This is a genomic window from Actinacidiphila sp. bgisy160 (assembly GCF_057707815.1).
The window spans coordinates 1-21450 of sequence record NZ_JBYIQW010000023.1 but is presented as its reverse complement, the minus strand read 5'-3'; the positions used below and the strand labels follow the sequence as shown (position 1 = coordinate 21450).

The 21450-nt window shown below is 73.7% G+C and carries 20 protein-coding genes and 6 pseudogenes; 9 read left to right on the top strand and 17 right to left on the bottom strand.

What is annotated here, in order from left to right; translation table 11 throughout:
• Positions 1-115: 115 nt before the first annotated feature.
• Entirely contained in the window at positions 116-274 is a 159-nt protein-coding gene (locus AC3EUJ_RS19385; RefSeq protein ID WP_431962950.1) for a hypothetical protein, read from the top strand.
• 209 nt (positions 275-483) lie between these two features.
• Here the strand turns inward: AC3EUJ_RS19385 and AC3EUJ_RS19380 are convergent.
• The 5 genes and pseudogenes from AC3EUJ_RS19380 to AC3EUJ_RS19360 form a co-directional block, all read right to left on the bottom strand.
• Positions 484-636, bottom strand: a pseudogene (locus AC3EUJ_RS19380) (hypothetical protein); the annotation flags it as partial.
• A 176-nt stretch (positions 637-812) separates the two neighbouring features.
• Positions 813-1184, bottom strand: a complete 372-nt coding sequence (locus tag AC3EUJ_RS19375) for an ASCH domain-containing protein (RefSeq protein ID WP_431962948.1) — start codon at positions 1182-1184, stop codon at positions 813-815.
• 134 nt (positions 1185-1318) lie between these two features.
• Positions 1319-1624: a carbohydrate kinase family protein gene (locus AC3EUJ_RS19370; RefSeq protein WP_431962946.1), complete on the bottom strand. Its 306-nt coding sequence runs from the start codon at positions 1622-1624 to the stop codon at positions 1319-1321.
• A 147-nt stretch (positions 1625-1771) separates the two neighbouring features.
• Positions 1772-2329 (bottom strand): annotated as a pseudogene (locus tag AC3EUJ_RS19365) (zinc-binding dehydrogenase); the annotation flags it as partial.
• A gap of 48 nt (positions 2330-2377) precedes the next feature.
• A complete protein-coding gene (locus AC3EUJ_RS19360; RefSeq protein ID WP_431962944.1) occupies positions 2378-3268 on the bottom strand; it encodes an FAD binding domain-containing protein in 891 nt (296 codons plus the stop codon).
• A 238-nt stretch (positions 3269-3506) separates the two neighbouring features.
• Here AC3EUJ_RS19360 and AC3EUJ_RS19355 point away from each other — a divergent pair, with 238 nt between their 5' ends.
• Both AC3EUJ_RS19355 and AC3EUJ_RS19350 read left to right on the top strand, forming a co-directional pair.
• Positions 3507-3641, top strand: coding sequence for a hypothetical protein (locus tag AC3EUJ_RS19355; RefSeq protein ID WP_431962942.1), 135 nt, complete (start codon positions 3507-3509; stop codon positions 3639-3641).
• 37 nt (positions 3642-3678) lie between these two features.
• Positions 3679-3850 (top strand): annotated as a pseudogene (locus AC3EUJ_RS19350) (XdhC/CoxI family protein); the annotation flags it as partial.
• 240 nt (positions 3851-4090) lie between these two features.
• On the opposite strand, the gene AC3EUJ_RS19345 reads toward AC3EUJ_RS19350, so the two are convergent.
• The 7 genes and pseudogenes from AC3EUJ_RS19345 to AC3EUJ_RS19315 all read right to left on the bottom strand — a co-directional run bounded on the left by AC3EUJ_RS19345 (position 4091) and on the right by AC3EUJ_RS19315 (position 8169).
• Positions 4091-4657 carry a cysteine hydrolase family protein gene (locus tag AC3EUJ_RS19345; RefSeq protein ID WP_431962940.1) on the bottom strand — a complete coding sequence of 189 codons (567 nt, stop codon included), beginning with the start codon at positions 4655-4657 and terminating at the stop codon, positions 4091-4093.
• Between the two features lie 101 nt (positions 4658-4758).
• Entirely contained in the window at positions 4759-4908 is a 150-nt protein-coding gene (locus tag AC3EUJ_RS19340) for a beta-1,3-glucanase family protein (RefSeq protein WP_431962938.1), read from the bottom strand.
• 16 nt (positions 4909-4924) lie between these two features.
• Positions 4925-5227 (bottom strand): annotated as a pseudogene (locus AC3EUJ_RS19335) (sugar hydrolase); the annotation flags it as partial.
• A gap of 149 nt (positions 5228-5376) precedes the next feature.
• Positions 5377-5868 carry a GNAT family N-acetyltransferase gene (locus tag AC3EUJ_RS19330; protein ID WP_431962936.1) on the bottom strand — a complete coding sequence of 164 codons (492 nt, stop codon included), beginning with the start codon at positions 5866-5868 and terminating at the stop codon, positions 5377-5379.
• 169 nt (positions 5869-6037) lie between these two features.
• A complete protein-coding gene (locus tag AC3EUJ_RS19325) occupies positions 6038-6595 on the bottom strand; it encodes a DNA polymerase ligase N-terminal domain-containing protein (protein ID WP_431962934.1) in 558 nt (185 codons plus the stop codon).
• Between the two features lie 11 nt (positions 6596-6606).
• Positions 6607-7352: pseudogene (gene ku, locus AC3EUJ_RS19320) on the bottom strand (non-homologous end joining protein Ku).
• A gap of 361 nt (positions 7353-7713) precedes the next feature.
• Complete coding sequence (locus AC3EUJ_RS19315; protein WP_431962932.1) at positions 7714-8169, bottom strand: hypothetical protein; 456 nt, start codon at positions 8167-8169, stop codon at positions 7714-7716.
• 629 nt (positions 8170-8798) lie between these two features.
• Here AC3EUJ_RS19315 and AC3EUJ_RS19310 point away from each other — a divergent pair.
• Entirely contained in the window at positions 8799-9992 is a 1194-nt protein-coding gene (locus tag AC3EUJ_RS19310) for a damage-control phosphatase ARMT1 family protein (RefSeq protein ID WP_431962930.1), read from the top strand.
• Positions 9993-10004: 12 nt separating this feature from the next.
• Here the strand turns inward: AC3EUJ_RS19310 and AC3EUJ_RS19305 are convergent, their stop codons facing one another.
• Positions 10005-10295 (bottom strand): DUF6295 family protein, encoded by a 291-nt coding sequence (locus tag AC3EUJ_RS19305; RefSeq protein WP_431962928.1) that lies wholly within the window; start codon positions 10293-10295, stop codon positions 10005-10007.
• A complete protein-coding gene (locus tag AC3EUJ_RS19300) occupies positions 10295-11032 on the bottom strand; it encodes a dienelactone hydrolase family protein (RefSeq protein ID WP_431962926.1) in 738 nt (245 codons plus the stop codon). The genes AC3EUJ_RS19305 and AC3EUJ_RS19300 overlap by 1 nt, the downstream gene beginning before the upstream one ends.
• A gap of 938 nt (positions 11033-11970) precedes the next feature.
• On the opposite strand from AC3EUJ_RS19300, the gene AC3EUJ_RS19295 reads away from it, so the two are divergent.
• From AC3EUJ_RS19295 to AC3EUJ_RS19285, 3 genes are all read left to right on the top strand, one after another.
• Positions 11971-12729: an IclR family transcriptional regulator gene (locus AC3EUJ_RS19295; RefSeq protein WP_431962924.1), complete on the top strand. Its 759-nt coding sequence runs from the start codon at positions 11971-11973 to the stop codon at positions 12727-12729.
• Positions 12730-12881: 152 nt separating this feature from the next.
• Complete coding sequence (locus AC3EUJ_RS19290; protein ID WP_431963105.1) at positions 12882-13964, top strand: PP2C family protein-serine/threonine phosphatase; 1083 nt, start codon at positions 12882-12884, stop codon at positions 13962-13964.
• Between the two features lie 116 nt (positions 13965-14080).
• Positions 14081-16195 carry a protein kinase domain-containing protein gene (locus AC3EUJ_RS19285; protein ID WP_431962922.1) on the top strand — a complete coding sequence of 705 codons (2115 nt, stop codon included), beginning with the start codon at positions 14081-14083 and terminating at the stop codon, positions 16193-16195.
• A 20-nt stretch (positions 16196-16215) separates the two neighbouring features.
• Here AC3EUJ_RS19285 and AC3EUJ_RS19280 read toward each other — a convergent pair whose 3' ends face one another.
• Together AC3EUJ_RS19280 and AC3EUJ_RS19275 are read right to left on the bottom strand one after the other, a co-directional pair.
• On the bottom strand, positions 16216-16440 hold the full coding sequence (locus AC3EUJ_RS19280) for a hypothetical protein (protein ID WP_431962920.1): 225 nt from the start codon (positions 16438-16440) through the stop codon (positions 16216-16218).
• 72 nt (positions 16441-16512) lie between these two features.
• A complete protein-coding gene (locus AC3EUJ_RS19275; RefSeq protein ID WP_431962918.1) occupies positions 16513-18948 on the bottom strand; it encodes a SpoIIE family protein phosphatase in 2436 nt (811 codons plus the stop codon).
• A gap of 209 nt (positions 18949-19157) precedes the next feature.
• On the opposite strand from AC3EUJ_RS19275, the pseudogene AC3EUJ_RS19270 reads away from it, so the two are divergent.
• Positions 19158-19604, top strand: a pseudogene (locus AC3EUJ_RS19270) (TIGR03086 family metal-binding protein); the annotation flags it as partial.
• A 105-nt stretch (positions 19605-19709) separates the two neighbouring features.
• Here AC3EUJ_RS19270 and AC3EUJ_RS19265 read toward each other — a convergent pair.
• Positions 19710-20573 carry a class I SAM-dependent methyltransferase gene (locus tag AC3EUJ_RS19265; RefSeq protein WP_431962916.1) on the bottom strand — a complete coding sequence of 288 codons (864 nt, stop codon included), beginning with the start codon at positions 20571-20573 and terminating at the stop codon, positions 19710-19712.
• A 326-nt stretch (positions 20574-20899) separates the two neighbouring features.
• On the opposite strand from AC3EUJ_RS19265, the gene AC3EUJ_RS19260 reads away from it, so the two are divergent.
• Entirely contained in the window at positions 20900-21349 is a 450-nt protein-coding gene (locus AC3EUJ_RS19260) for a lamin tail domain-containing protein (RefSeq protein ID WP_431962914.1), read from the top strand.
• The last annotated feature ends 101 nt before the right edge of the window (positions 21350-21450 follow it).

The following is a 21450-nucleotide window of genomic DNA, read 5'->3' as shown; positions in this document are numbered from 1 at the left end:
CCCCCCGCTGCGACGTGGATCGATGCGGAAAGCATGTCATGATCAGGAATGTTATGTCGTGTAAATCACGTTCGAATGGGTATGCGGTGTCGTAGACCTGAGGAGGCGCCCAGCCGTGGACACACGCAACGGCCACCCGACCAGTACCCGCATTCCCCGCGACCAGCAGATACGCACGTGCCGGCCCGCTGTCGTGAAGGAGGGCCGGGGCAATCCGCCGCAGCGGGAGCCCGACAGCGGCAAGGACTGGAACATCGTCAGGGGAGAGGACTGAGGGACCCGAGCCCCCGTGTGACGGAGCGGGACCACTGCCCGGCGCCGGTGGGAAAGCGGAAGCGGTCGTGCGGACCGCGGGCGCGCCCACCGGTGGGGTGGTGGTTCCGCTCAAGCGCGCGTCGTCGGTCGGCGGCGTGCGGCGCGGGCGCCGACCACGTGATGAGCGGCGGCCGTACGGCAGCGCGCAGCGGGCCGACCCGGCATCGGTCAGGCCCAGCCCGACGAGCGTCCCGGTGCGGGCGGCCTCCCGCAGCGTGCGGGGCTCGAAGCCGTCGAGCATGAGCGTGGCGCGGCGGAACATCGTGAAGTCGCCCGGGCGGTCCACGGTGCCCAGGACAGGTGGACGAAGCGGGCGCCGGGGCCGCCCTGGACGTAGGGCCCGTGACGTCGAGCCCGCCCGGGGCCTCACGGATCCGGCAGTCGAGGTCCCCCGTCGCCTCCTCGGCGTCACCGGGCCGGGGGTCCGGGAGTTCCGCGGGGCGGGTCGCCGAAGGCGCGGCAGGGCAGGTCGCGCGCCTCGATGCGGATCCGCACGGTCAGCCGCCCGCGGTGACGAGCCGGAACTCCAGGCACACCACGGGCGTCGTGTCCGCGACAGGAGTGCCCGCACGCTCCCAGAAACGGCGGTGCCCGGCCCGCCAGTCGGCGAGGGAGGCGTCCCCCTCGCCCTCGGCGGCGGCGTGCTCCCACGTCACGTCCACGAAAGCCGTCACCTCCACGCCCGTGATCTCGATGACGCCGACGCAGTGGCTCTCCCGGTCCAGCAGGGCCAGCCGCTCGCCGACGAACTCCAGACCCTCGGTCTCCTCGACGTACTCGGACAGCAGCCCGGTCGTGGCGGTCTTCTTGCCCGCCAGGACCAGGGAGTTGAGCTCGTCCCGCAGCGCGTCGGGTGTGCCGAGCTCCATGGAGCGCATTCCGTCGACCCGCGGCCACATCGTCGTATCGCCCCTCGGTGCGTGGGAGTGCCGTCCGCCGGATCATCACACGACGGGCGCCACCTCCGCCAGGAACGGCGGGTCCACGCCCGCCCGCCCGCAGGTCAGAGCCGCGACCCGCGCGGCGAGCGCCGGGGCGCCGGCCACCGCGGCCGGCACGGGACCGCCGTCCGCGGCCGCGCGCAGTCGCCTGCGGGCCCCCCCGTGCCGAGCAGTCCGGCGGAGAGGAGACCGGCGAGCAGGCCCGCCATGAAGGCGTCACCGGCGCCGATCGTGTCGACGACGCGCACCGGGTGGGCGGGGACCCGGTGCCGTCCGCCCGAGGCCCAGTGGGCGTCGGAGCCTTCCGCGCCCCGGGTGAGGACGACCAGGCGCGGACCGCGGCGCGCCCAGTCGGCGGCGACCTCCACGGGATCGCGTCCGGGGTGGAGCCGGCCGAGGTCCTCCTGCCGGCCTTCGCCACGTCGGCGAGGGCCACCGGCCGTTCGACGCGGTCCCGCCCGGCCCGGCGACCACGTCGGTCAGCGTCTCGCCGGCGACCAGAGTGGCGGGCGTCGTCACGGCCGCACCAGGATCTTGCGGCCGATGCCCGCCGTGAAGCGCTCGATGGCCTGCGGGTAGTCGGTGAGCGGGAAGCGGTCGCTGATGAACACCCCGGGGTCCAGCACCCCGGCGGCGAAGAGCTCGGCGGCCCGCTCGTAGCTGTGCGGGACCGCCATGGAGCCCGTGATGGTGATCTCCTCGTTGTCGATCCGGTACGGCTCGATGACCGCGCGGGCGGCGTAGTCGGCGACGCCGAACTGCAGGAAGGTGCCGCCCCTGCCGACCCTTCGCAGCCCGTCCTGGATCGCGGCGGCGTTGCCGGTGGCGTCCACGACGACCTCCCAGCCGCGGGGGCGGACGATCTCCTGCGCCGAGGCGGCCGTGCGGTCGCAGCCCAGCAGCCGTGCGGTGGCGAGCCGTTCGGGGTTGACGTCGACGACGTCCACGCTCGCCGCCCCCGTGCGCTCGGCGAGCTCCAGCATCATCAGGCCCGTCGTTCCGGAGCCGTAGATCAGCACGTGGGCGCCGAGCCGGCTGCGCGGCACGTCGTAGCCGCGTACGGCGCACGACATCACGGGTGTGGTCCTCGCCGTTGGCGTTCACCGTGATCCGCGCGTCCGTCATCCCTCCCTCACCGCAGCGGCGGGGGCGCCGGCCCGCGCGACGGCGCGTCGCAGGGTCCTCTTGGTCAGGTCTCCGGCCAGATGCCGCTTGTAATCGGCCGTTCCGCGGTGGTCGGTGACGGGCGAGCAGCTCGCCGACGCCACGCGCCCGGCCTCCTCGAAGAGCTCCGGCGACGGCTCGCGGCCCTCCAGGAGCTCCTGCACCGCCTCCGCGTGCAGCCCGTCGGCGCCGACCGCCGCCAGACCCACGCCGACGTGCCTCATGCGCCCGTCGTCGAGGGAGAGCGCCACGGCGGCCGCCGCCAGCGTCCAGTCGCCGGCCTTGCACTCGAGCTTCTCGTACGCGCTGCCGGAGTCCGGCCGGACGGGGAAGCGTACCTCGGTGAGCATCTCCCCGGCGCCGACCGCCGTCTCGTACGGGCCGCGGTGGAAGTCGGCCATGGTGACGCTGCGTTCGCCGTCCGCGCCGCGGATCACGGCGACCGCGTGCAGCGCCGCGCACACCGCCGACAGGTCCTCGGACGGGTCGGCCTGGCACAGCGAGCCGCCGAGGGTGCCTCGGTTGCGCACCGGCGGGTCGGCGATGACCCGCTCGGCGTCGTGGATGATCGGGAAGTACCGGCCGACCAGAGGCGACTCCAGCAGCGTGCGGTGCCGGGTGAGGGCGCCGACCCGCAGCTCGCCGCCGGTCTCGTCGATGTGGTCGAGCTCGGTGAGGTCGTTGATGTCGACCAGCACCTCCGGCCCGGCCAGCCGCAGCTTCATCATGGGGAGCAGGCTGTGCCCTCCCGCGAGGACCCTGGCCTCCTCGCCGAAGCGCCCCAGCAGTTCCAGGGCCTCCTCCACGCTCTGCGCCCGTTGGTACTCGAACGAAGCGGGTACCTGCACGGCACCCTCCTTCCCTGCCCGGACGGTGGACGGTGTGGGTCGATGCGGGGTGGTGCACGTGGGGGGAACACTCGCGCCGCGGACGAGGTCGGTCAACGGCAACTGCAGAGAATGGTCAATCCTGACTGACGCAGTTGACGCTCGAACAGATGTAATGGCCCCCTGAGACACACGCAGTTGCGGGCCTTCGTCGCCGTGGCCCGACCGGGATCGGTCAAGGCCGCCACCGAGTCGTTTGGTGTCACCCGCGGAGCCCGAGCCGATCGACCTCGTGGGTGTCGCCAAGGGCGCTGTGCTCAAGCGGGCCATGCCGGCCGCAGTCGCGGTCGTGGTGGTCGTCGCGGTCGTCCTGCTCGTCGTCTGGCTCGTCTGAGGCGCCGCGATGCGTGAGCTCGCGGACTCACGCCGGACTCGCCCGCCTCAGCTCGCCGGTCGTCCTCGACGCCCTCACCCCAGGAGACGGCCGTCTCGATCGCCGCCCAGATCATCGCGGGGCGGCGCGGCGGCTCTGGGTCCCCGCTCGGCGGCTCGGAGGGGCCGATCCACGCTGCGGCGGTCCACGCGGGGTCCGGCGACCGCTGATGGGCCATGATCCGCGGGAGAACACGGCAACGCGGATCGGGGAAACGTGCCGGCTTCGCAGTGGCCCGCCCATCTCCGCGCTCCCGCGGCGGCTGCCAGGCGCCGCCCGGCAGCCGCCCTCACGGCCCACGGGGAGGAACGGGCTTCACGAAGGGCCTCGGGCAGGCCGACGTCGGGGACAGCGCACGGTCCGCGGTCGCCTGCACCGGTCCGACGGGCGGGCGCTTCGGCCCGGGCGGCTCACCCCGCGTCGGCTGCCGTGAAGGAGACCTCCGCGGTGTCGACGGTGCCGCCGCGGCGCCCGGGAGCGCTCTGGTGCTGCCAGTAGAGGTTGGTGTGCGCGATCACCAGCTCCGGGCCGGGCGCCCCGTAGGAGCTGAGGTCCTCCGTGGTGTGCGCGTCGCCGACGAGCGTGACGTCGTAGCCGCGGACGAGCCCCCCGTGCAGGGTCGAGCGGATGCAGGCGTCGGTCTGGGCGCCCGTGACGACGAGCCGGCCCACGCGGCGGTCGGCGAGCACCGCCTCCAGCTCGGTGTCCTCGAAGGAGTCGCCGTAGAGCTTGTGGATCAGCGGCTCCGACTCCTCGCGCACCAGCTCCGGCACGTACTGCCAGCTCTCGCTGCCCTTCTGGAGGCCCTCGTCCGAGTGCTGCACCCAGATCACCGGCACGTCCTCGGCCCGTGCCTTGCCGATCAGGGTGTTGATGTTCGCGATGACGTCGTCCCGGTTGTGGGATCCGGTCACCACCCCGTTCTGGACGTCAATGACGAGCAGCGCGGAGTTCGGACGGTCGGAAAGGGTCGTCATGGGGACTTCCAGTCTCTCGTCACGGTTCCTGTGTCGTCCCCACCCTAGGCCGCGCCACTGACAATCGGGCCCGGACGGCCCGGCCCGGGTTCCTTGCTGCCCTAGTCGAGCGGGTCCAGCGTGATGTACGCCTGTTGCTGGCCGGGGTCGTTGACCAGCGACTCGTGGTTGCCGACGTCGTCGAAGGCGAAGGCGTACGCCTTGCCGTCGGCCATCCGCGCGTGGATCTCACGGGCGTAGTGGTTGGTCACGGCGTCCTGGTAGAAGCCGGCCGCGCTCGTGTCCGGCGATCGAGGCGTCGGGTGCCGGGGTCGGCGGGTGGCCCCCGGCCGGCCAGGGGTGGAAGGTACCGCCCGCGTCGGCCCAGCCCTGGCGGCCGGTTGCGAGCTCGGTGCCCAGGTCGTAGAGGTGGACGGGCTCGTTGCGGCCGGAGTTGTTGGTGAACGTCAGCGGGATGGTGGCGGGGACGGCGGCCACGGCGCGGGGGGACGAGGTGCCGAGGACGGTGAGGCCGACCGTCGTCAGCAGCGCGGCGAACAGGGCCGGGAACCGCTTGCGTGGGATGTGCACGTGCTTCCTCCTTGTGTGGTGCGGAGGTGCGCCGCGAGGGCGGTAAAGCTCGTGAGAGCGCTCTCAAGCGTCAAGCCCTGATGAGGGCATGTCAATCCATTGCGGGATTGTTGATGGGGACAAAGCCGGCCCCGCCCGGCGGCGCCGTCTCAGCCCGCGTGCCGCAGCCAGACGTACGCGACCGGCTGCGGCACGTTCCACTCCGCGGCCTGCTCCGCGGGCACGGGGAGGAACCCTGCCCCGAGGTGGCACCGCAGGGCGCCGGCGTTGTCGGGGTGGACGCGCAGGAAGACCTCGGCCAGACCGGTCAGCCGGGCCCGGGCGGTCAGTTCGGCGATCAGGCGCCGCCCGACGCCTCGGCCGCGGGCGGAGGGTGCGACGATGACGCGGGCCAGTTCGACCTCGTCCCCCTCGGCGTCCAGCCAGAGTTCGCCGTAGCCCACGAGCTCCCGCCCGTCGTACAGCAGGTACGCCTCGACGTCCTCCGCGTCCCGCCAGCCCGCGACGACCTCGTCCGGCACCGGGTGCTCCTGCCGGCCGCACCACAGGGCGACCTCGCGCGCGGTGGCGGTCCAGCCCGCCACGGCGCGGGCGTACGCCGGTTCGGGCCCGCCCGGCTCGTCGGCCCGGAGCAGCTCCATCGTCCCCCGTCTCTCGCGTCCGGCCGACGACCCTACCTGCGCACCGTCGCCCGCCGCACCCGGTGCCGCAGCAGGCCCCTGCGACGGCGCTGCCGCGCCCACACGTCCCCGGGAAGCCGGCCCGGCGGGGGCGTATCCGTGCTCCCTACGGCGTCCGGCGCGCGGACCGTCACGGCCGCTCCGGCTCCGACCCGGCCGCCACCTGCCGCAGCGTCCGGCCCGAGCGGGCCGAGCGGGCGCGCCGGGGGTCGGTGGAGTGGTGGGCGCAGGCGTGCTCGTCGACCCGCTTGACCAGCAGCCACGCCTCGCGGTTGCCGTCCGGGCCGCCGTGGGTGCGGGTGAGGGAGTAACCACCGCGCAGCTTCGTGCCGTTCGGCCGGAACGAGGCGTGACCGTGTGCCAGTGCCTCCGCCAACGGGCCGTGGGTGAGCGGCCGGTAGCCGCCCTCGTCCCAGACGACGACTGTGCCGCCGCCGTACTCCCCGGAGGTGATGACGCCCTCGAAGTCCGCGTACTCCAGCGGGTGGTCCCCGGTCGGTACCGCGAGGCGCTTGTGATGGGGATCGCCGGACGGACCCTTGGGGACGGCCCAGCTCTTCAGCACGCCGTCCACCACGAGCCGGAAGTCGAAGAGCATGCTGCTCGCGTCGTGGATCTGCACCACGAAGAACACCCCGGCATCCCACGAATGAGGCGGCGCTCGATCGCGTGCCCGCACAGCGCACACGCAGGCGCGCGTCAACGCCCCCCGGCCTCGCGGATGCTCGCCTCCAGCGCCGCCATCAGGTCCATGGCCGGCACCGGCTCCTCCAGCCCCGCCCCCGTCATCTTCGCCACCACCAGCTGCCTCAGCGCTGCCGCGTACTCGTCGTGGAGCTCGGCGATCTCCCTTCCGGCATGCTGGTCCATCAGCAGCACGGCAAGCTCCAGCTCCCGCTCCGTCACCGGCGCCGGCGAGGACAGATCGCCGGGCTCGCGAATCTCCTCCGGCCACAGCAGCGTGTGGAGCACGAGCATCCCGAGCCGTGGCCTCAGCACTGCCAGCCGCAGCCGGGTGCGCAAGGTGACCTTGGCGACCGCCACGCTGTCGTGCCGTGCCAGGGCCTCAACCGCAACGCATACGGCCGCTGCCCCTGCTCCCCGGCCGCGCCGACCCAGTACGGGCGGGAGTAGAGCACCGGGTCGACGTCGCCCGCGTCGATGAACCCCAGGACCTCAACCGTGCGCTTCGTCGGGGGGAGCGCGGCCAGGTCCTCCCCGAGGAGCGCGACGGTCCGGCCGTCCGGTCGCTCACACCCGCGCGCGATCTCCGACTGCGGGACCTCCACGCCCTCACTCTCACACACCCTCCGGTGCCTGATCCCGGAGCCATCGCGCGCATGAACCCGATCGAACCCCGTGCCGTGCTCCTCGGTCGCCGAGTAGAGGCGGACGGGCAGGCTGACCAGGCCGAAGCTGACGTAGCCGGTCCAGATCGCGCGCATAACGACAGCGTGGAACCCGGGGCGGTACACCGTGCGAGGTGCTGCTCCGGGCCAGTGACGTCCCGGGTGAACCCGGCTGGCCACGGCCGGGGACCGATCAAAGTGCGACCAAGGTGAGGACGTGCTTCGATGTTGACATGTCCACTTTGTCAGCCGAGAGGCAGAGGCTTCGCCCCCACGCAAAACCTCGCCGCAACTCCCTCACTTCCCTCATGCCGCAACCACTACGCCAGGGCTACGGCGCGTGCTACAAGTGCAGCTGCATCATGTTCGTTGGCGAAGGGTTTGAATGCGGACGCTGCGGACACTCCTTCTCGGACCACTACTGAGGAAGACGGCGTCCGGGGCCTGTCGGCTGCTGTCAACCGACAGGTCCGTTCAAGCTCACGACCCGGATCGCGTCCGGGTTCCACCAGTACGTGCGCCAGTAGACGACGGGGAAGCCCTCGCCCTCGAGGAACGTCACCTTCACCTGGACCGCGTGCCGCCCGTACCGGTACCGGATCTTGTGCCAGACCACGCCGTCGTGCCACTGGCCGCCCACGCGCCCCGGCCAGGTGGTCGACGCCAGGTCCTCCAGCTCCGTGACGCGTTTGCCCTTCCAGACCTTGTCGGCCACGCTCACCAGCAGGTCCTCCATGGTGACGGCCGCGTCCGTCCACGAACCGTGCGTGGCGGCGAAGCGCGCGAGGCGCGGCGTGACGCCCTGCGCCAGCAGCTGCGCGCGGCCCGCCCTCTCGTGAGCGCTGCCCGGCGCGGACAACTCGGCGACGTGCAGTGCCTTGCCGATGTCATGAGTGGCCGCGCCGAAGCGCACGGCTCCACGGTCCACGACCAGGGACGGCTGTACTCCCGGGCCCACGCGAGCAGTTCGCACGCCACGTCGTGCACGAGCCGCAGATGGGCCGCGAGCCGCGGCGGAGCCCCCACGTCCTTCAGCAGCCGTAAGACCTCCGGCGGCAGTGGCCGCTCCCGTCCCTGGGCGAGGGCCGGTCGAGGTCCGGCGTCCGCTCGGGATCTCCGACATCGGCGGTGGCCCCTGCGGCGCGCAGCGCGGCGCCGGCCGACGCGGCGTGCCCCTCCGGCACGTTCCGCAGTACGACGACTGGGGTCCGGCCCGTGAGGGCCCGGCAGTGCGCGGCGCCAAGACCGGTCAGCCGGCGACGACGTCGGTCGCCCGGGGCCCCACATTCCTGAGCACGGCCGTCACCGGCACCTCGTCGCCTTCCGCCCCGGTGCGTACCCCTGCCATGCGCCCTCCCCGTCGCTCCCGGCCGTCCTGCCGCCCGGCCCTCCGCCGTGGACAGCGTGCCCGAAGCCGCGCCGGACGGGAACTCCGCGTGCGGCGTGCCACCGTACGGCCCGGGTGCCCCCACTTCCCCTCCGCTTCCTGTGAGAATGCCCGCGACCGCTGCCCCCGCCCCGACCGCTGGAGGACGACGACGCATGGGTGGACACCCCGAAGGCCTCCCTCGGCCCGCGCTTCCGCAGGCCCCGCCGATCACCTGTGACGAGCCCGGGTCCTTCGCCCGGAGCGTCTTCCAGGAGCGGCACCCGATGCTGATCCGCCGCATCCTGGACGCCGTCCCCTACGGCCCTGAGCGCCGCCGGGACTTCGCGGCGCTGCTGGAGGAGTCGCGCTCCGGCACGGTCGCCCCGTTGCCGCGGGACGCGCCGGACCGGGCGGCGTGGGAGGAGTGGGGCGCGGGGCGCTTCGGGCGGCCGTGGCCCGAACTGCCCTTCCTGTGGGCGGAGTCGTATTTCTACCGTCGGCTGCTCGACCCCGCCGGGTACCTCGCCGCCGGGGCGTGGCACGGCGTGGACCTGTTCGCGCCGTTCAAGGACGCCGAGCTGGACGGTCCCGGCTTCGCCGCCGACCTCGCCGCGATGGACGGGCTGCCCGCGCTCGCCCCCGCCGACCGGGAACACACGCTGCTCGCGGCCGCCGTGTGGGGCAACCAGGCCGACCTCGGCTTCACCATGGTGGCCGAGGCGACCGGCCCCGAGGCGGCCGGCACGCTCGTCGCTGACGCGTCGGAGCGGTTGTGGTCCCTGCTGGACGGCGGCACAGTCGTCGTGGTCACCGACAACAGCGCCCGCGAGGTCCTGGCCGACCTCGCCCTCGTCGACGACCTCCTCGCGAGCGGACGCGCCGCCGAGGTCCACCTGCTCGTCAAACCGCACCCGTACTACGTCTCCGACGCCACCACCCAGGACGTTCTGTCCTGCCTGCGCCGGATGACCGCCGCCCCCGGCGAGGCCGCACGCATCGGCGGACGGCTGCTCGCGGCCCTGCGCGAGGGCCGGCTCGTCCTGACCGCGCACCCCTTCGCCTGCGCGCCGCTCGGCTACCGCGACATGCCTGACGACCTGCGGGAGCGCTTGGCGGCCGCACGGCTGACGGTGATGAAGGGCGACCTCAACTACCGCCGCCTGGTGGACGACCGGCTCTGGCCCCCGACGGTGCCGTTCGAGGACGTCACCGCCTACTTCCCGGGTCCGGTCGCCACCCTTCGCACCCTCAAGTCCGACACCGTCGCCGGGCTCGCCCCGGAGACCGTCGCCCGGCTGGACGCCGACGGCACCGCGTGGCGCATCAGCGGCACGCACGCCCTGATCCAGGTCACGGTCCCGGGATGACGGCCCCTGCCGTCAGCGTGCCGCCGTGGCGGCCTGCCCTGGGGAGGCCAGTCCCGGCGGGGCAGCCGCCAGCGCGGAGCGGATCGCGTCGACCAGGGCCAGCGCCGCCTCCTCGGTGAGTTCGACGGCGACCCGGGCCGAGGGCCCCAGCGCCGGGTTGAGGAAGTCGATGTTGACGGTGTGCTCGTACGGCGCGTGCTGCGGGTGGTCGACGTAGACCATGGCCTCGGTCAGCCCGAAGTAGCCCAGGGCGCCCTTGCCGCTGCCGTCGATGCGGATCTTCTCGGTGAGGTACGTGCACATCAGAGGTGCTCCCTGAAGAAGGCCAGGACCTTCGACCAGCCGTCGACCGCCGCCTCGTTGCGGTAGCTCGGACGGTTCACGGCGAAGAAGGCGTGACCCGCGTTCTCGTAGGTGTGGAACTCGTACGGCTTGCCCTGCGCCTTCAGCTCCGCCTCCAGCTCGGCGACGTGCTCGGGGGAGGGGTAGCCGTCCTCCGCGCCGAACAGCCCCAGCAGCGGGCCGTGCAGGTCCTTCGCCAGGTGGACGATCGGCTCGACCTGGAGGGGGAAGCCCTCCGGCGGCCGGCCCGCGACGAAGGCGCCGTAGCAGTCGACGCCGGCCTGCATGTCCAGCGAGGCCAGCGCGAGGAAGGCCTGGCGCCCGCCGGAGCAGTAGCCGATCACGCCGACCCTGCCGTTGGACGACGGCAGGCCCCGCAGGTACTCGGCGGCGCCCGCGGAGTCCCCCAGGAAGCGCTCGTCGGGCACGCCGCCCTGCGCGCGCGCCGCCGCGGCCGCGTCGTCCGGCGACGCGCCGGGCGCCTCACGGCTGTAGAGGTTCGGGCAGACGGCCGCGAAGCCCTCCGCGGCGAAGCGCCGGGTGATCTCCTTGGTGGGGCCGTCGTAGCCGGGCATGTGGTGGACCACCACGACACCGCCGAACGGACCGGGGGCCATGGGGCGGGCGGAGTACGCCTCGATGCGGTCGCCGCCGTGGCCCGTGACGGTCACGGTCTCGGCGAGAAGTGCGTCATACATGTACGTCGGTCCTTCCGGGTGGACGGATGATCAGCACTCTATGCGGCACGCTCTTCCCCAGCCGCCGCCCCGCCTGGACCGTCGGGGAGCGCCTCCGCAGGGGTGCCGTATGAGGCCACGCCCCGAGGGAGTCGGCGAGGCGGAGCCGGCCGGCGTGCTGCGCGCGTGGGGGATTGACGCGGCGTCATGAGCGTACGAGCCCGCCGGCTTCGGCGACCACCACTGGACGGCGACCGACGCCTGGGGCCGGCGCTGGTTCGTCACCGTCGCCGACCTGGCGCACAAGAACCACTGTGGCGCGGACGCCGACGCCGCCTTCGAGGGTCTGGGCCGCGCCATGGACACCGCCGCGGCCCTGCGGGAGGCGGGACGGGACTTCGTGGTCGCGAGCGGCCCTCCGGAACGCATCGGCGCTCCGACGCCGCCGCAGACGAGATCGGCGACGCCCCGTCGTACGGCATCGAGGTGCCGGGCTCAACGGCGACGGACCCGGGCCGGCCGAGCCAAGGTTCGCCCACGGTACGTACAGGCGCTGATACCGGTCAGGACCGCGATGGTTCCGGACGGGGCGGCGGCCGCTCGGCTCATCGGCCGGGGTGTGCAGGACCTCCAGGACGCGGGCGGCGGTCTCGACGCCCTGCCCGGACAGGGTGACCGTGACGCCGCCGTGCGCGAAGGCTGTCGCCGGGGCCGCACCCCCCGTCGAGGGCGGCCTTGGCGTTGCGCCGCACATAGTGTCGCCGGGCAGCCACTCGTGAAACGAGCGCGGCTCGTCCCCGGCGTCCCGCCCCCGCGTCGTGACGATGAGCTCCATCGGGGCCTGCCCCCGGCGTAGCGCCGTCGTGCCGGCAGGCGTCCGCGCAAAGCGGTACGAGAGGTGCGGCGGGTGCTGCCATCCGGCGCTTGCCGTGGCCGGGCGGGGGGCGCAGGCTGGAGGCATGGCTGCTCAGGGCGGGCCGACACTCATCACGTCCGTCCAGCGGGCCTTCCGCCTGCTGGAAGCGGTGGGCGCACACGAGGGCGGCGTGCCGGCGAAGCAGCTGGCGCGCGAGACCGGCCTGCCGCTCGCCACCGCCTATCACCTGCTGCGGACCCTCACCCATGACGGCTACGTTCGCAAGCTCGACGACGGCGGTTTCGCCCTCGGCGAGAAGCTCGAGGCCCTGCACTCCGCGAGCCGGCCGCAGATGCCGCTCAGCCGCGTCAGGCCGGCGCTGGCGGCACTGCGCGACGATCTGTCGGCCGCCGCCTACCTGACCTTCTACGAGGACGGCGAGATCCGCGTGGCGGACATCGTCGACGGTCCCAGGACCCCGCGGGTCGACCTGTGGGTGGGCTTCGAGGAGGCGGGACACGCCACGGCGCTCGGCAAGTGCGTGCTGCGCGAGCTGGACGAGGAGTCCCGCAACGACTACCTCTCCCGTCACGCACTGGCCGATCTGACCCCACGCACGATCACCCACCGCGCGGAGTTGCTGCGGCGCCTGGAGAACGTGTCCGCGCCCCCCGCTGTCATGGACCTGGAGGAGTACGCCCTCGGCACGGTCTGCGTCGCGGTGCCGGTCTACAGCGGCACCACCCTGGGCTCGATCGGTGTGTCGCTCCGCGCGGACCGGGTCGCCGTTCTGGAGGAGGTGCGCGTCAGCCTGCTCACGACTGCGAGCCGCGTGACCCGGGGCCTGTCGCTCACTATCTGAAATTCCCGCCTTGTGTCCTGGGTCCACACACCCATTAACTGGTGGGAAACGGACAGCGGCGGTGTGACGCCTCGCACAGGCAGGGATTGCGGACGAGCATGAGTCAAGCCCCGGACCAGCGGCACTGCGGCCGGACCACGTGGCGCTTCGCCATGGGCGCGCCCGTTCTCATCATCTGCGCGGTGGCCCTCGTGGCCTTCGTCAGTGGCAGCGGTCCGGACTGGCTGCCGCTGCTCGCCGTCGGCCCGGCGCTCGCCGCCGCCATCGCGGGCCCCTGGCGCGTGCTGCGGGTCGGCGTGCTCGCCGTGGCGCTGGCCGCCGTCCTCGGCGCGTACAAGGGCACGCCCGGCGACAAGCTGGCCATCGGTCTGGCCGCGCTGACCGCGGTCACCCTGGCGAGCGGGCTGGGCGCCGCGGTCCGCACGCGCCGCGAGCGCGTGCTCGCGGCCGTCCGGTCGGTCGCCGAGGCCGCGCAGCACGCGCTGCTGCTGCCCGTGCCGGAGACCGTCGGCCCCTTCCAGGTTGCCGTGCGCTACAGCGCCGCAGCGGCCGAGGCCCGGATCGGCGGCGACCTGTACGCCCTGGTGCCCACGCCGTACGGGGTGCGGCTGATCGTGGGCGACGTCCGCGGCAAGGGCCTGCCGGCGGTGAGCACCGCCGCCCTGGTGCTGGGCGTGTTCCGCGAGGCCGCCTACGACGAGCCCGACCTGCTCGACGTCGTCGACCGGATCGAGCGCAGCCTGGCCCGCAACCTCGGGCCGGACGACTTCGTCACCGCCGTCGTCGTCGGGCACCCGCGCCCGGGCCGCATGGAGGTCGTCAACTGCGGTCACGCCCAGCCGCTGCTGCTGCGCGGGGGCGACGTCGTCGCCGTGGAGTCCTCCGGGCCCGTCCCGCCGCTGGGGCTGCGCGCCCTCGCGGGGGAGGAGCCGGTGCTCCAGGTGCTGCCCTTCTCCGAGGGCGACCAGCTGCTGCTCTACACCGACGGCGTCGTCGAGGCCCGCGACCACGGCCGCCGCTTCTACCCCCTGGAGGAGCGCGTCACGCGCCACCTGACGGACGACCCCGCGCGCACCCTGGCGGCGCTCCACGACGACCTGCTCGACCACGTCGGGGGCAGGCTGCACGACGACGCCGCGCTGCTCCTGCTGCGCAGCACCTCCAGCGCCGCACCCGTCACCGAGCTGCCCGTCCCCGCCCTGACCGGCGGCATGCGGGGGACCCGGGCCGGCTGAGCCTCCGGCCGGCGGAAAGGCGCACGAGTGGCGCGCCTTTTCGGCGATTTGCTGCACTTCAGGCGATATGCGATACGTGGAGGAGGGGGGCTTTCATCGCTCGCCGAGGAAGTGCCATGGCAGGAGCGCACGAGGACGTCGGGCGCGTGGTCACCGGCCGCTACCGGCTTCTGCGCCGGCTCGGCGCCGGCGGCATGGGTCGGGTGTGGCTCGCCTATGACCAGGAACTGGCCTGCGAGGTCGCGGTCAAGGAGATCGTCCTGCCGCCCGGTGTCCCCGAACGCGAGGTGAGCTCCCGCATCGCCAGGGCCCGCGGCGAGGCCCGGCACGCCGCCCGGCTGCGAAACCACCCACACGTCGTCACCGTCCACGACATCGTGGAGGAGGACGGCCTCCCGTGGATCGTCATGGAGTTCGTCCCCGGCGCCATGGACCTTGAGGCGGTGGTGCGCGAGCGCGGGCCGCTGCCACCCGCGGAGGTCGCCCGGATCGGGCTGGCCGTGCTCGACGCCCTCCTGGAGGGCCACCGCCTGGGCATCCTGCACCGGGACGTCAAACCGGCCAACATCCTGCTGACCCATCCCGGCTCGCGACCCTCCGGCCCCACCGAGGGCGGCGGCCGTGTGATGCTCACCGACTACGGCATCGCCCTGGAGCCCTCCTCGGGCGAGGCCCGCCTCACCGCGACGCTGGAGATCCTCGGCACCCCGCGCTTCATGGCCCCGGAGCGGGCCAACAACCAGCCGCCCACCGTGGCGGGCGACCTGTTCTCGCTCGGCGCGACCCTGTACTACGCGCTGGAGGGCAACGGCCCCTTCGACCGCGAGACCGCCCTGACCACCCTGAGCGCCCTGCTCTTCGAGCCGCCCACCCCGCCGCGCAGGGAGACCCGGCTGACGCCGGTCCTCGTGGGACTGCTCGCCAAGGACCCCGCGGACCGGATGGGCGGGGAGGAGGCCGTCCGGCGGCTGACCGCCGTCGCCGCCCAGCCGTACCACCTCCACCCGGCCCCTCCAGAGGAGCCCGCGGCCCCGGCGCGGCCCCCGCCGCCCGAGCCGCCGCCCGAGCCGCCGCCCGCGCCGAAGCCGCCGCGCCTCCTGGCGTCGGCCGCCCCGACGACCGAACTCCCGCCGCCGGCCGAGCGGGAGGAACGGGATCTGCCCGGCCCGCCCCCGGGGCCGCTGCCGCGGAAGCCCGGCGAGGGCCCGCCGCCGTCCGGCCCGCCGAGGCTCCGGCGCCGCAGGGCCGGGATCCTGGCCGGGGCGGTGCTGGTGGCCCTGGCGGCGGTGGGCGCGGGCGTGTACCTGGCGCGGTCCGGCTCTCCGGGGCAAGGACTGGCCGCGCCCGCCTCCGTGCTCTCGGTCAAGGTCGGCACCTCGCCGCACGGGCTGGCCGTGTCCCCGAACGGTAGCCGGGGCTACGTCGCCAACTTCACCTCGGACTCGGTGTCGGTGATCGACGCCGCCACCAGCCACACGGAGGGCCGGCCCATCCCCGTCGACTCCCCGGAGGACATCGCCGTGTCCGGGGACGGCCGCCGGGTCTACGTCAGCAGCAGCAACTCCGCCTCCGTGTCGGTGATCGACGCCACGAGGAACCGCACCGTGGGCAGCCCTGTCGCGGTCGGCGACGGCCCCGAGGGGGTGGCGGTGTCCCCCGACGGGCGCCGGGTGTACGTGGCCAACGGCAGCTCCCAGTCGGTGTCGGTGATCGACACGGCCGCGCACCGCACCGTGGGCGGCCCCATCCCCGTCGGCGCGTTCCCGCAGGGCGTCGCGGTCTCCCCGGACGGGCGCCGGGCGTACGTCGCCAACTACGGCTCGGACTCGGTGTCGGTGATCGACACGGCCGCGCACCGCACCGTGGGTGACCCCATCCCGGTCGGTGACGGGCCGGACGGGGTGGAGATCTCCTCCGACGGGAGCCGCCTCTACGTCGCCAACGGGACATCCGGCACCGTGTCGGTGATCGACACCGCGAGCAACCGCACGGTCGGTGAGGCCGTGCCCGTCGGCCACGCCCCGGCACAGGTCGCCGTGGCCTCGGACGGGCGCCGGGTGTACGTGGCCAACGGGACCTCGGACTCGGTGTCCGTCATCGACACCGCGACGCGCGAGGTCGGCACCGTCCCCGTGGGCTCCCGCCCGGCGGGGCTGGCGGTCTCGCCGAACGGGCAGCAGGTCTACGTGGCCAACGGGGGCTCCGGGTCGGTGTCGGTGATCACGTTCTGAGGGGCTCGTCCGGACTCAGGTCACGGCGGGGTGCAGCCCGGCGGTTCCCAGATGCGCGTGTGGTTGTCGTCGTAGTGGTAGCCCGTGCAGGCCTTCTGTGGTGCGGAGGTCGGCGAGTGCGCCGTCGCCGTCGCGGGCCGGGGAGCCGCCTGGGCGCCCGCCACGCCCGCCGTCGCGGCGAGCAGCGCGGCGGCACAGGTCGCGCCGGCCAGATGAACTATGCGATTCTTCAGGGTATTTGTCACAACTTCAACCTTTTGTGCGATATGCAACGTATTCACCAGGGTGGGAGTACGGCCGCCGTGGTGTCAACGAGGTCAGGCATCTTCCGTCGTCCCGCCCGGCGTCGCGGGCAGCGGCTGCTCGGCCCAGATGGTCTTGCCGCGGGGGTGGTAGCGCGTGCCCCACAGCGACGCGACCTGCGAGACCAGATAGAGCCCGCGTCCGCCCTCGTCCGTCTCCAGGGCGCGCCGGATGTGCGGGGAGGTGCTGCTGCCGTCGCCGACCTCGCAGATCAGCCGGCGGTCACGGATCAGCCGCAGCCGCACCGGCGGTGAGCCGTAGCGGATCGCGTTCGTGACGAGCTCGCTGACCAGGAGCTCGGTGGTGAACTCCAGCTCCGCCAGGTCCCACTCGGCCAGTTTCGCGATGACCATCCCACGCGCCTGCCCGACGGACTCAGGCTCGTTCACCAGTTCCCAGGTGGCGTACCGGTCCGGCGGCAGCCGGCGCAGCCGCGCGACCAGGAGCGCCATGTCCTCCCCGGGATGCCCCCCGGGTACCAGCCGGCGCAGTGCCTCGTCGGCGATCTCACCGGGACCGCTTCCGGGACCGGCCCCCGCCAGTGCCTCGCCGAGCCGGAGTGCCGCCTCGTCCCCGGACTCCGGGGCGAGCAGGCCGTCGGTGTAGAGGGCGAGGAGATCGCCGTCGGCATGGGTCACCTCCTGGCACTCGAACGGCACGCCGCCGGTGCCCAGCGCGGGCGTCGCCGGGGTCCCGGTCACCGAGACCTTGCCGTCGGGGCTCACCCGCGCCGGCAGGGCATGCCCGGCGCTCGCCATGGCGGAGCGCATGGTGATCGGGTCGAAGATCGTGTAGAGACAGGTCGGTGCGGGGGTTCCCGGAGTGAGCCCGCCCTGCTCCTCGTGGAACCGCGTGACCTGGTCGCTCAGATGCGTGAGCAGTTCCTCCGGTGTCATGTCCAGGTCCGCCAGCGTGCGCACCGCAGTCCGCAGCCGGCCCATGGACACCGCCGACTGCAGCCCGTGCCCGCCCGCCTCGCCGATGACCAGGGCGGTACGCGCGCCGGAGAGCGGGATGACGTCGAACCAGGTGCCGCCGGGCTCGGCCCGGCCGCCCCGGGACAGGTGGCGTGAGGCGGCCTCCACGGTCGCCACCGCGGGCAGCCGCCGCGGCAGGAGGTTGCGCCGCAGCGCCAGCGCCGTGGCCCGTTCGCGGGTGTAGCGGCTCGCGTTGTCGATGCAGACCGCGGCGCGCGTGACGAACTCCTGGGCGAGCAGGACGTCGTCCGCCTCGAAGGCATGGGCCCGGGTGAACCGCACGAAGAGCACCACGCCCAGCGCCGCCCCCCGCGCGGACATCGGTACCAGGAGCCAGGACCGGACGTCGATGCCGCGGATCCGCTCCGCCCGGGCGGGATCGGCGGCCTCCAGCTCGACCAGCAGTTCCTCGCCCGTCAGCAGGACGGGCTTGCCGGTGGCCAGCGCCCGGGCGGCCGGGGTGCCGGGCTGGGACGCGAAGTCGTCCACCGCGCCCGGCGGGACCACGGTCTGGGCCGGGCCACCGGGCACCATCGTCGCCGCCGCACGGCGCAGGGGCACCGCCTCGGCGACCGGCCCGGGCAGCGGCTCCTCGCCGCCCAGCACGGAGTCCAGCAGGTCGACGTAACTGAAGTCGGCGAACCGCGGCACGGCCACGTCCGTCAGCTCCTGCGCCGTGTGCAGCACGTCCAGGGTGCTGCCGATCCGCGCGCTGGCCTCGTTGACCAGGTCGAGCCGTTCCCGGGTCCGGGCCTCCGTGGTGAGGTCGAAGACCATGTGGGCCAGGGCCACCACGTCGCCGTCCGCGCCGCGCAGGGGCAGGATCGTCTCGGACCAGACCGTGTCCCGGTCCGGGTCGCGGGGGTCGCGGCCGTGCACCTCGCTGCCGATCATCGCCCGGCCCGAGGCGAGCACCAGCCGCTGGCGCGCCTCGAAGGCGTCCGCGTCCAGCAGCCCGGGCGGTGCCACCTCGCGCATGGTGCGCCCGACGAAGTCGTCGGGGAAGCCCGTCGCGCGGATCCGGGAGTCGTTGCGGGCCAGGAAGCGCAGGTCCGTGTCGAAGACGTCGATGATGAACGGGGACTCGGTGAACAGGCCGCGCAGCAGCGCGCCGAGCAGGTCGTCGTTCCGTACCGCCTCGGCGTCCTCCGCCTGCAGCAGCCAGTGGTCGGGCGCGAGAGGGTGTCCCCACAGCACCACCCCGACCGGCAGGCCCTCCCGGTGCCGCAGCAGCAGCGGGCCCAGGAAGACCGAGCGCTCCGGGCTCACCAGGCCCGCGACGCGGGCACCGTCGCGGCGTGACCACAGCAGCCGGGACACCGGCCCGCGGGCCTCGGCGGCCGCCCAGCCCAGCAGCCGTTCCGCGCCGGGAGTCCAGTTCCTCACGGTGCCCCGCGCGTCCACGACGGCGAAGGCGTCGCCTCTGGACCGGGGGACACCGTCAGGGGCGTCGGCGAACAGCGTGCCGCGCATGTCCACCTGTCACGCCCACCCGGCCCTGGCACACCCAAGGATTCCCACAGACCAATACTGCCCGCCGTCAAGATCCGAGGCACGCGGTGCCTGCGGCACCGCCGTGACCTGCCGGGACACGGCCGGAGGCGGCCGTCGCCGGGTACGCCGACGAGTTCGCGGCGCCGTGCAGGTCTTCATGGAGACGGCAAGCGAACCAGGGGATCCCCATGACGCATCATCCCGGCCTCCGCCCGGCCGCCGGGGACGTGAGCCCGCTGCCGGAGCAGATCGGCGACAAGCACCTCGACGCCCCCAAGCCCTGTCCCCACTGCACGGTGGCGCACCTCATCGGCCACATCGCCGGGCTCTGCGCCGGCTTCCACGACGCCGCCCGCAAGGACTTCGGCCCGGCCACGGAAACCGATCCCGGCGGCTTTCTCCCCGAGCTCCCGCCCGCCTGGTATGACGCGCTGCCCGTGCTGCTGACCGAGGTGTCGGAGGACTGGAACGGTCCCGGGGCGTGGGAGGGCGAGACGAGGGCCGGCGGGATCGCCCTGCCGGCGGACGCCGCGGGCCGCTTCGCCCTGAACGAGCTGCTGGTCCACGGCTGGGACCTGGCCCGGGCGACGGGGCTGGACTACCGCCCCGGCGAGTCCGCCCCGGAGGCCGCGCTCGCCCTGCTCACCGCTTTCCGGGCGGCCTCCGACGACGGCACGTGGCCCTTCGGCCGCCCGTACCGGTCCCGGACTCGGCGCCGGCGCACGACCGGCTGCCCGGGCTCACCGGCCGGGGTCCGGGCAGGAGCCCGCCGCGCTGAGCGGCCGGCGGCCCCAGGCGGAGACCATGGGCGCCGTGGCCAGGTCGAGCATGCCGGTGGCGACGTTCGCCAAATGGCGCTCGACCTCCTCGTCGGTGGCCAGCCCGGCCGCCACGAGCCGCTGCCTGATGTGCCCCACCGTGGCCGTCTCCAGGACGGCGCACGCCGGTGACGTGATCGGGAAGTACGCGTCGGCTCCTACGTCCTCCAGCCCGGCCTCGCGCAGCAGCCGCGGCAGTGTCCGCCCGTAGGCCAGGTCCGCGCCGCGCTCGGCCATCAGCGCACGGAAGCCCGAGCGCAGGCGGTTGGCGAGCCGCTGCTCCGGTCCGGACTCGTCCGGGCAGAGCAGCGGCTGCAGCCCGGGATCGGCGTCCTCCAGCAGCAGCCATCCGCCGGGGCGCAGCGCGCCGGTCATGCGCCGCAGCGCCTCCGCCCGGTCGGCGACGTGCACCAGCACCAGCCGGGCGTGGACGAGGTCGAACCCGCCCGGCGGCGCGGGGTCGGCGGCGACGTCGTGCCGCAGCACCTCGACCGTGCCGCCCGCGGCGTCACGGGTCCACGACACGTCGATGTCGGTGGCGACCACGGTGCCGCCGGGGCCGACCCGCGCGGCCAGTCCGAGCGGTACCGAGGTGCCCCCGGCACCCACCTCCCAGCAGCGCATCCCCGCTGCGATGCCGAGCGCGTCGACGTGCCGGAACGTCACCGGGTCGAAGAGCTCGGCGAAGGCCTCGAAACGTGTCCCCGCCTCGGCCCGGCGGTTGTCCAGCAGATAGCGCTGGTCGTCCTGCGGGCCGCCCCCGTGGTCCGTGTCGCGTGTCGTCATGGCGCGATTCTCCGTTACGGGGTCCTTCTCCGGCCGCCGGGGGCCGCCCGGCGATCAGTGCACTCGTGTGGGTGACGCCGAAAGGCCCGTACGGCGGCGCCCAGCGGATGGGTGCATCACGCAGCCAGTCGATATGTCAGTCGAGATTGACAGATGTCGCTTACAACTAACAGTTACGGATATGTCCGCATTCTGTAACGCGAAGCGATTGTTCCGGTTGTGCGCGTCCCACTGGGCCAGAGTTGGGTCATCGGCAACCGCCGAAGCATCCGCACCGCGGGAACGGCCCGAAGGGACCGGGAACGCATATTTGTTGAGGGGGCATCATGTCTGCTCGTATCACCCGTCGTGTCGTCGCCACCGTCCTCGCCTCCGGAGCGGTCGTGGCCGCCGCCGCCCTGCCGGCCACCGCGGCGGACCACCGCGACCACCGCGACCACGGCCGGTCCCGGGTGGTCATCGGAGACGTCAACACCCGCGACGGCCACGGCCGCTTCGCCCGCGGCGAATGGATCGAAGTGGTGAACACCGGCCGCGGCTCGGTCAACCTGCGCGGCTGGACCCTGTCGGACCGTGACGGCAACCGCTACCGCTTCGGCAACGTCCGGCTCTTCGGCCACTCGAAGGTCCGCGTGCACACCGGCTTCGGCCGCGACGGCCGGCACGACGTCTTCCAGGACCGCCGCAACTCCGTCTGGGACCGCCGTGACACCGCGACCCTGCGCAACGACCACCGCCGGGTCGTCGACGTGAAGTCCTGGAGCGGCCGCCGCTGACCGGCACCGGATCCGGGCCGTGCCGCCGCATCCCCGTGGCCGGCACGGCCCACCCCGTCACCTCCACGACGGCGTGGGGGGGGGGGGGGGGGGAGGGGGGG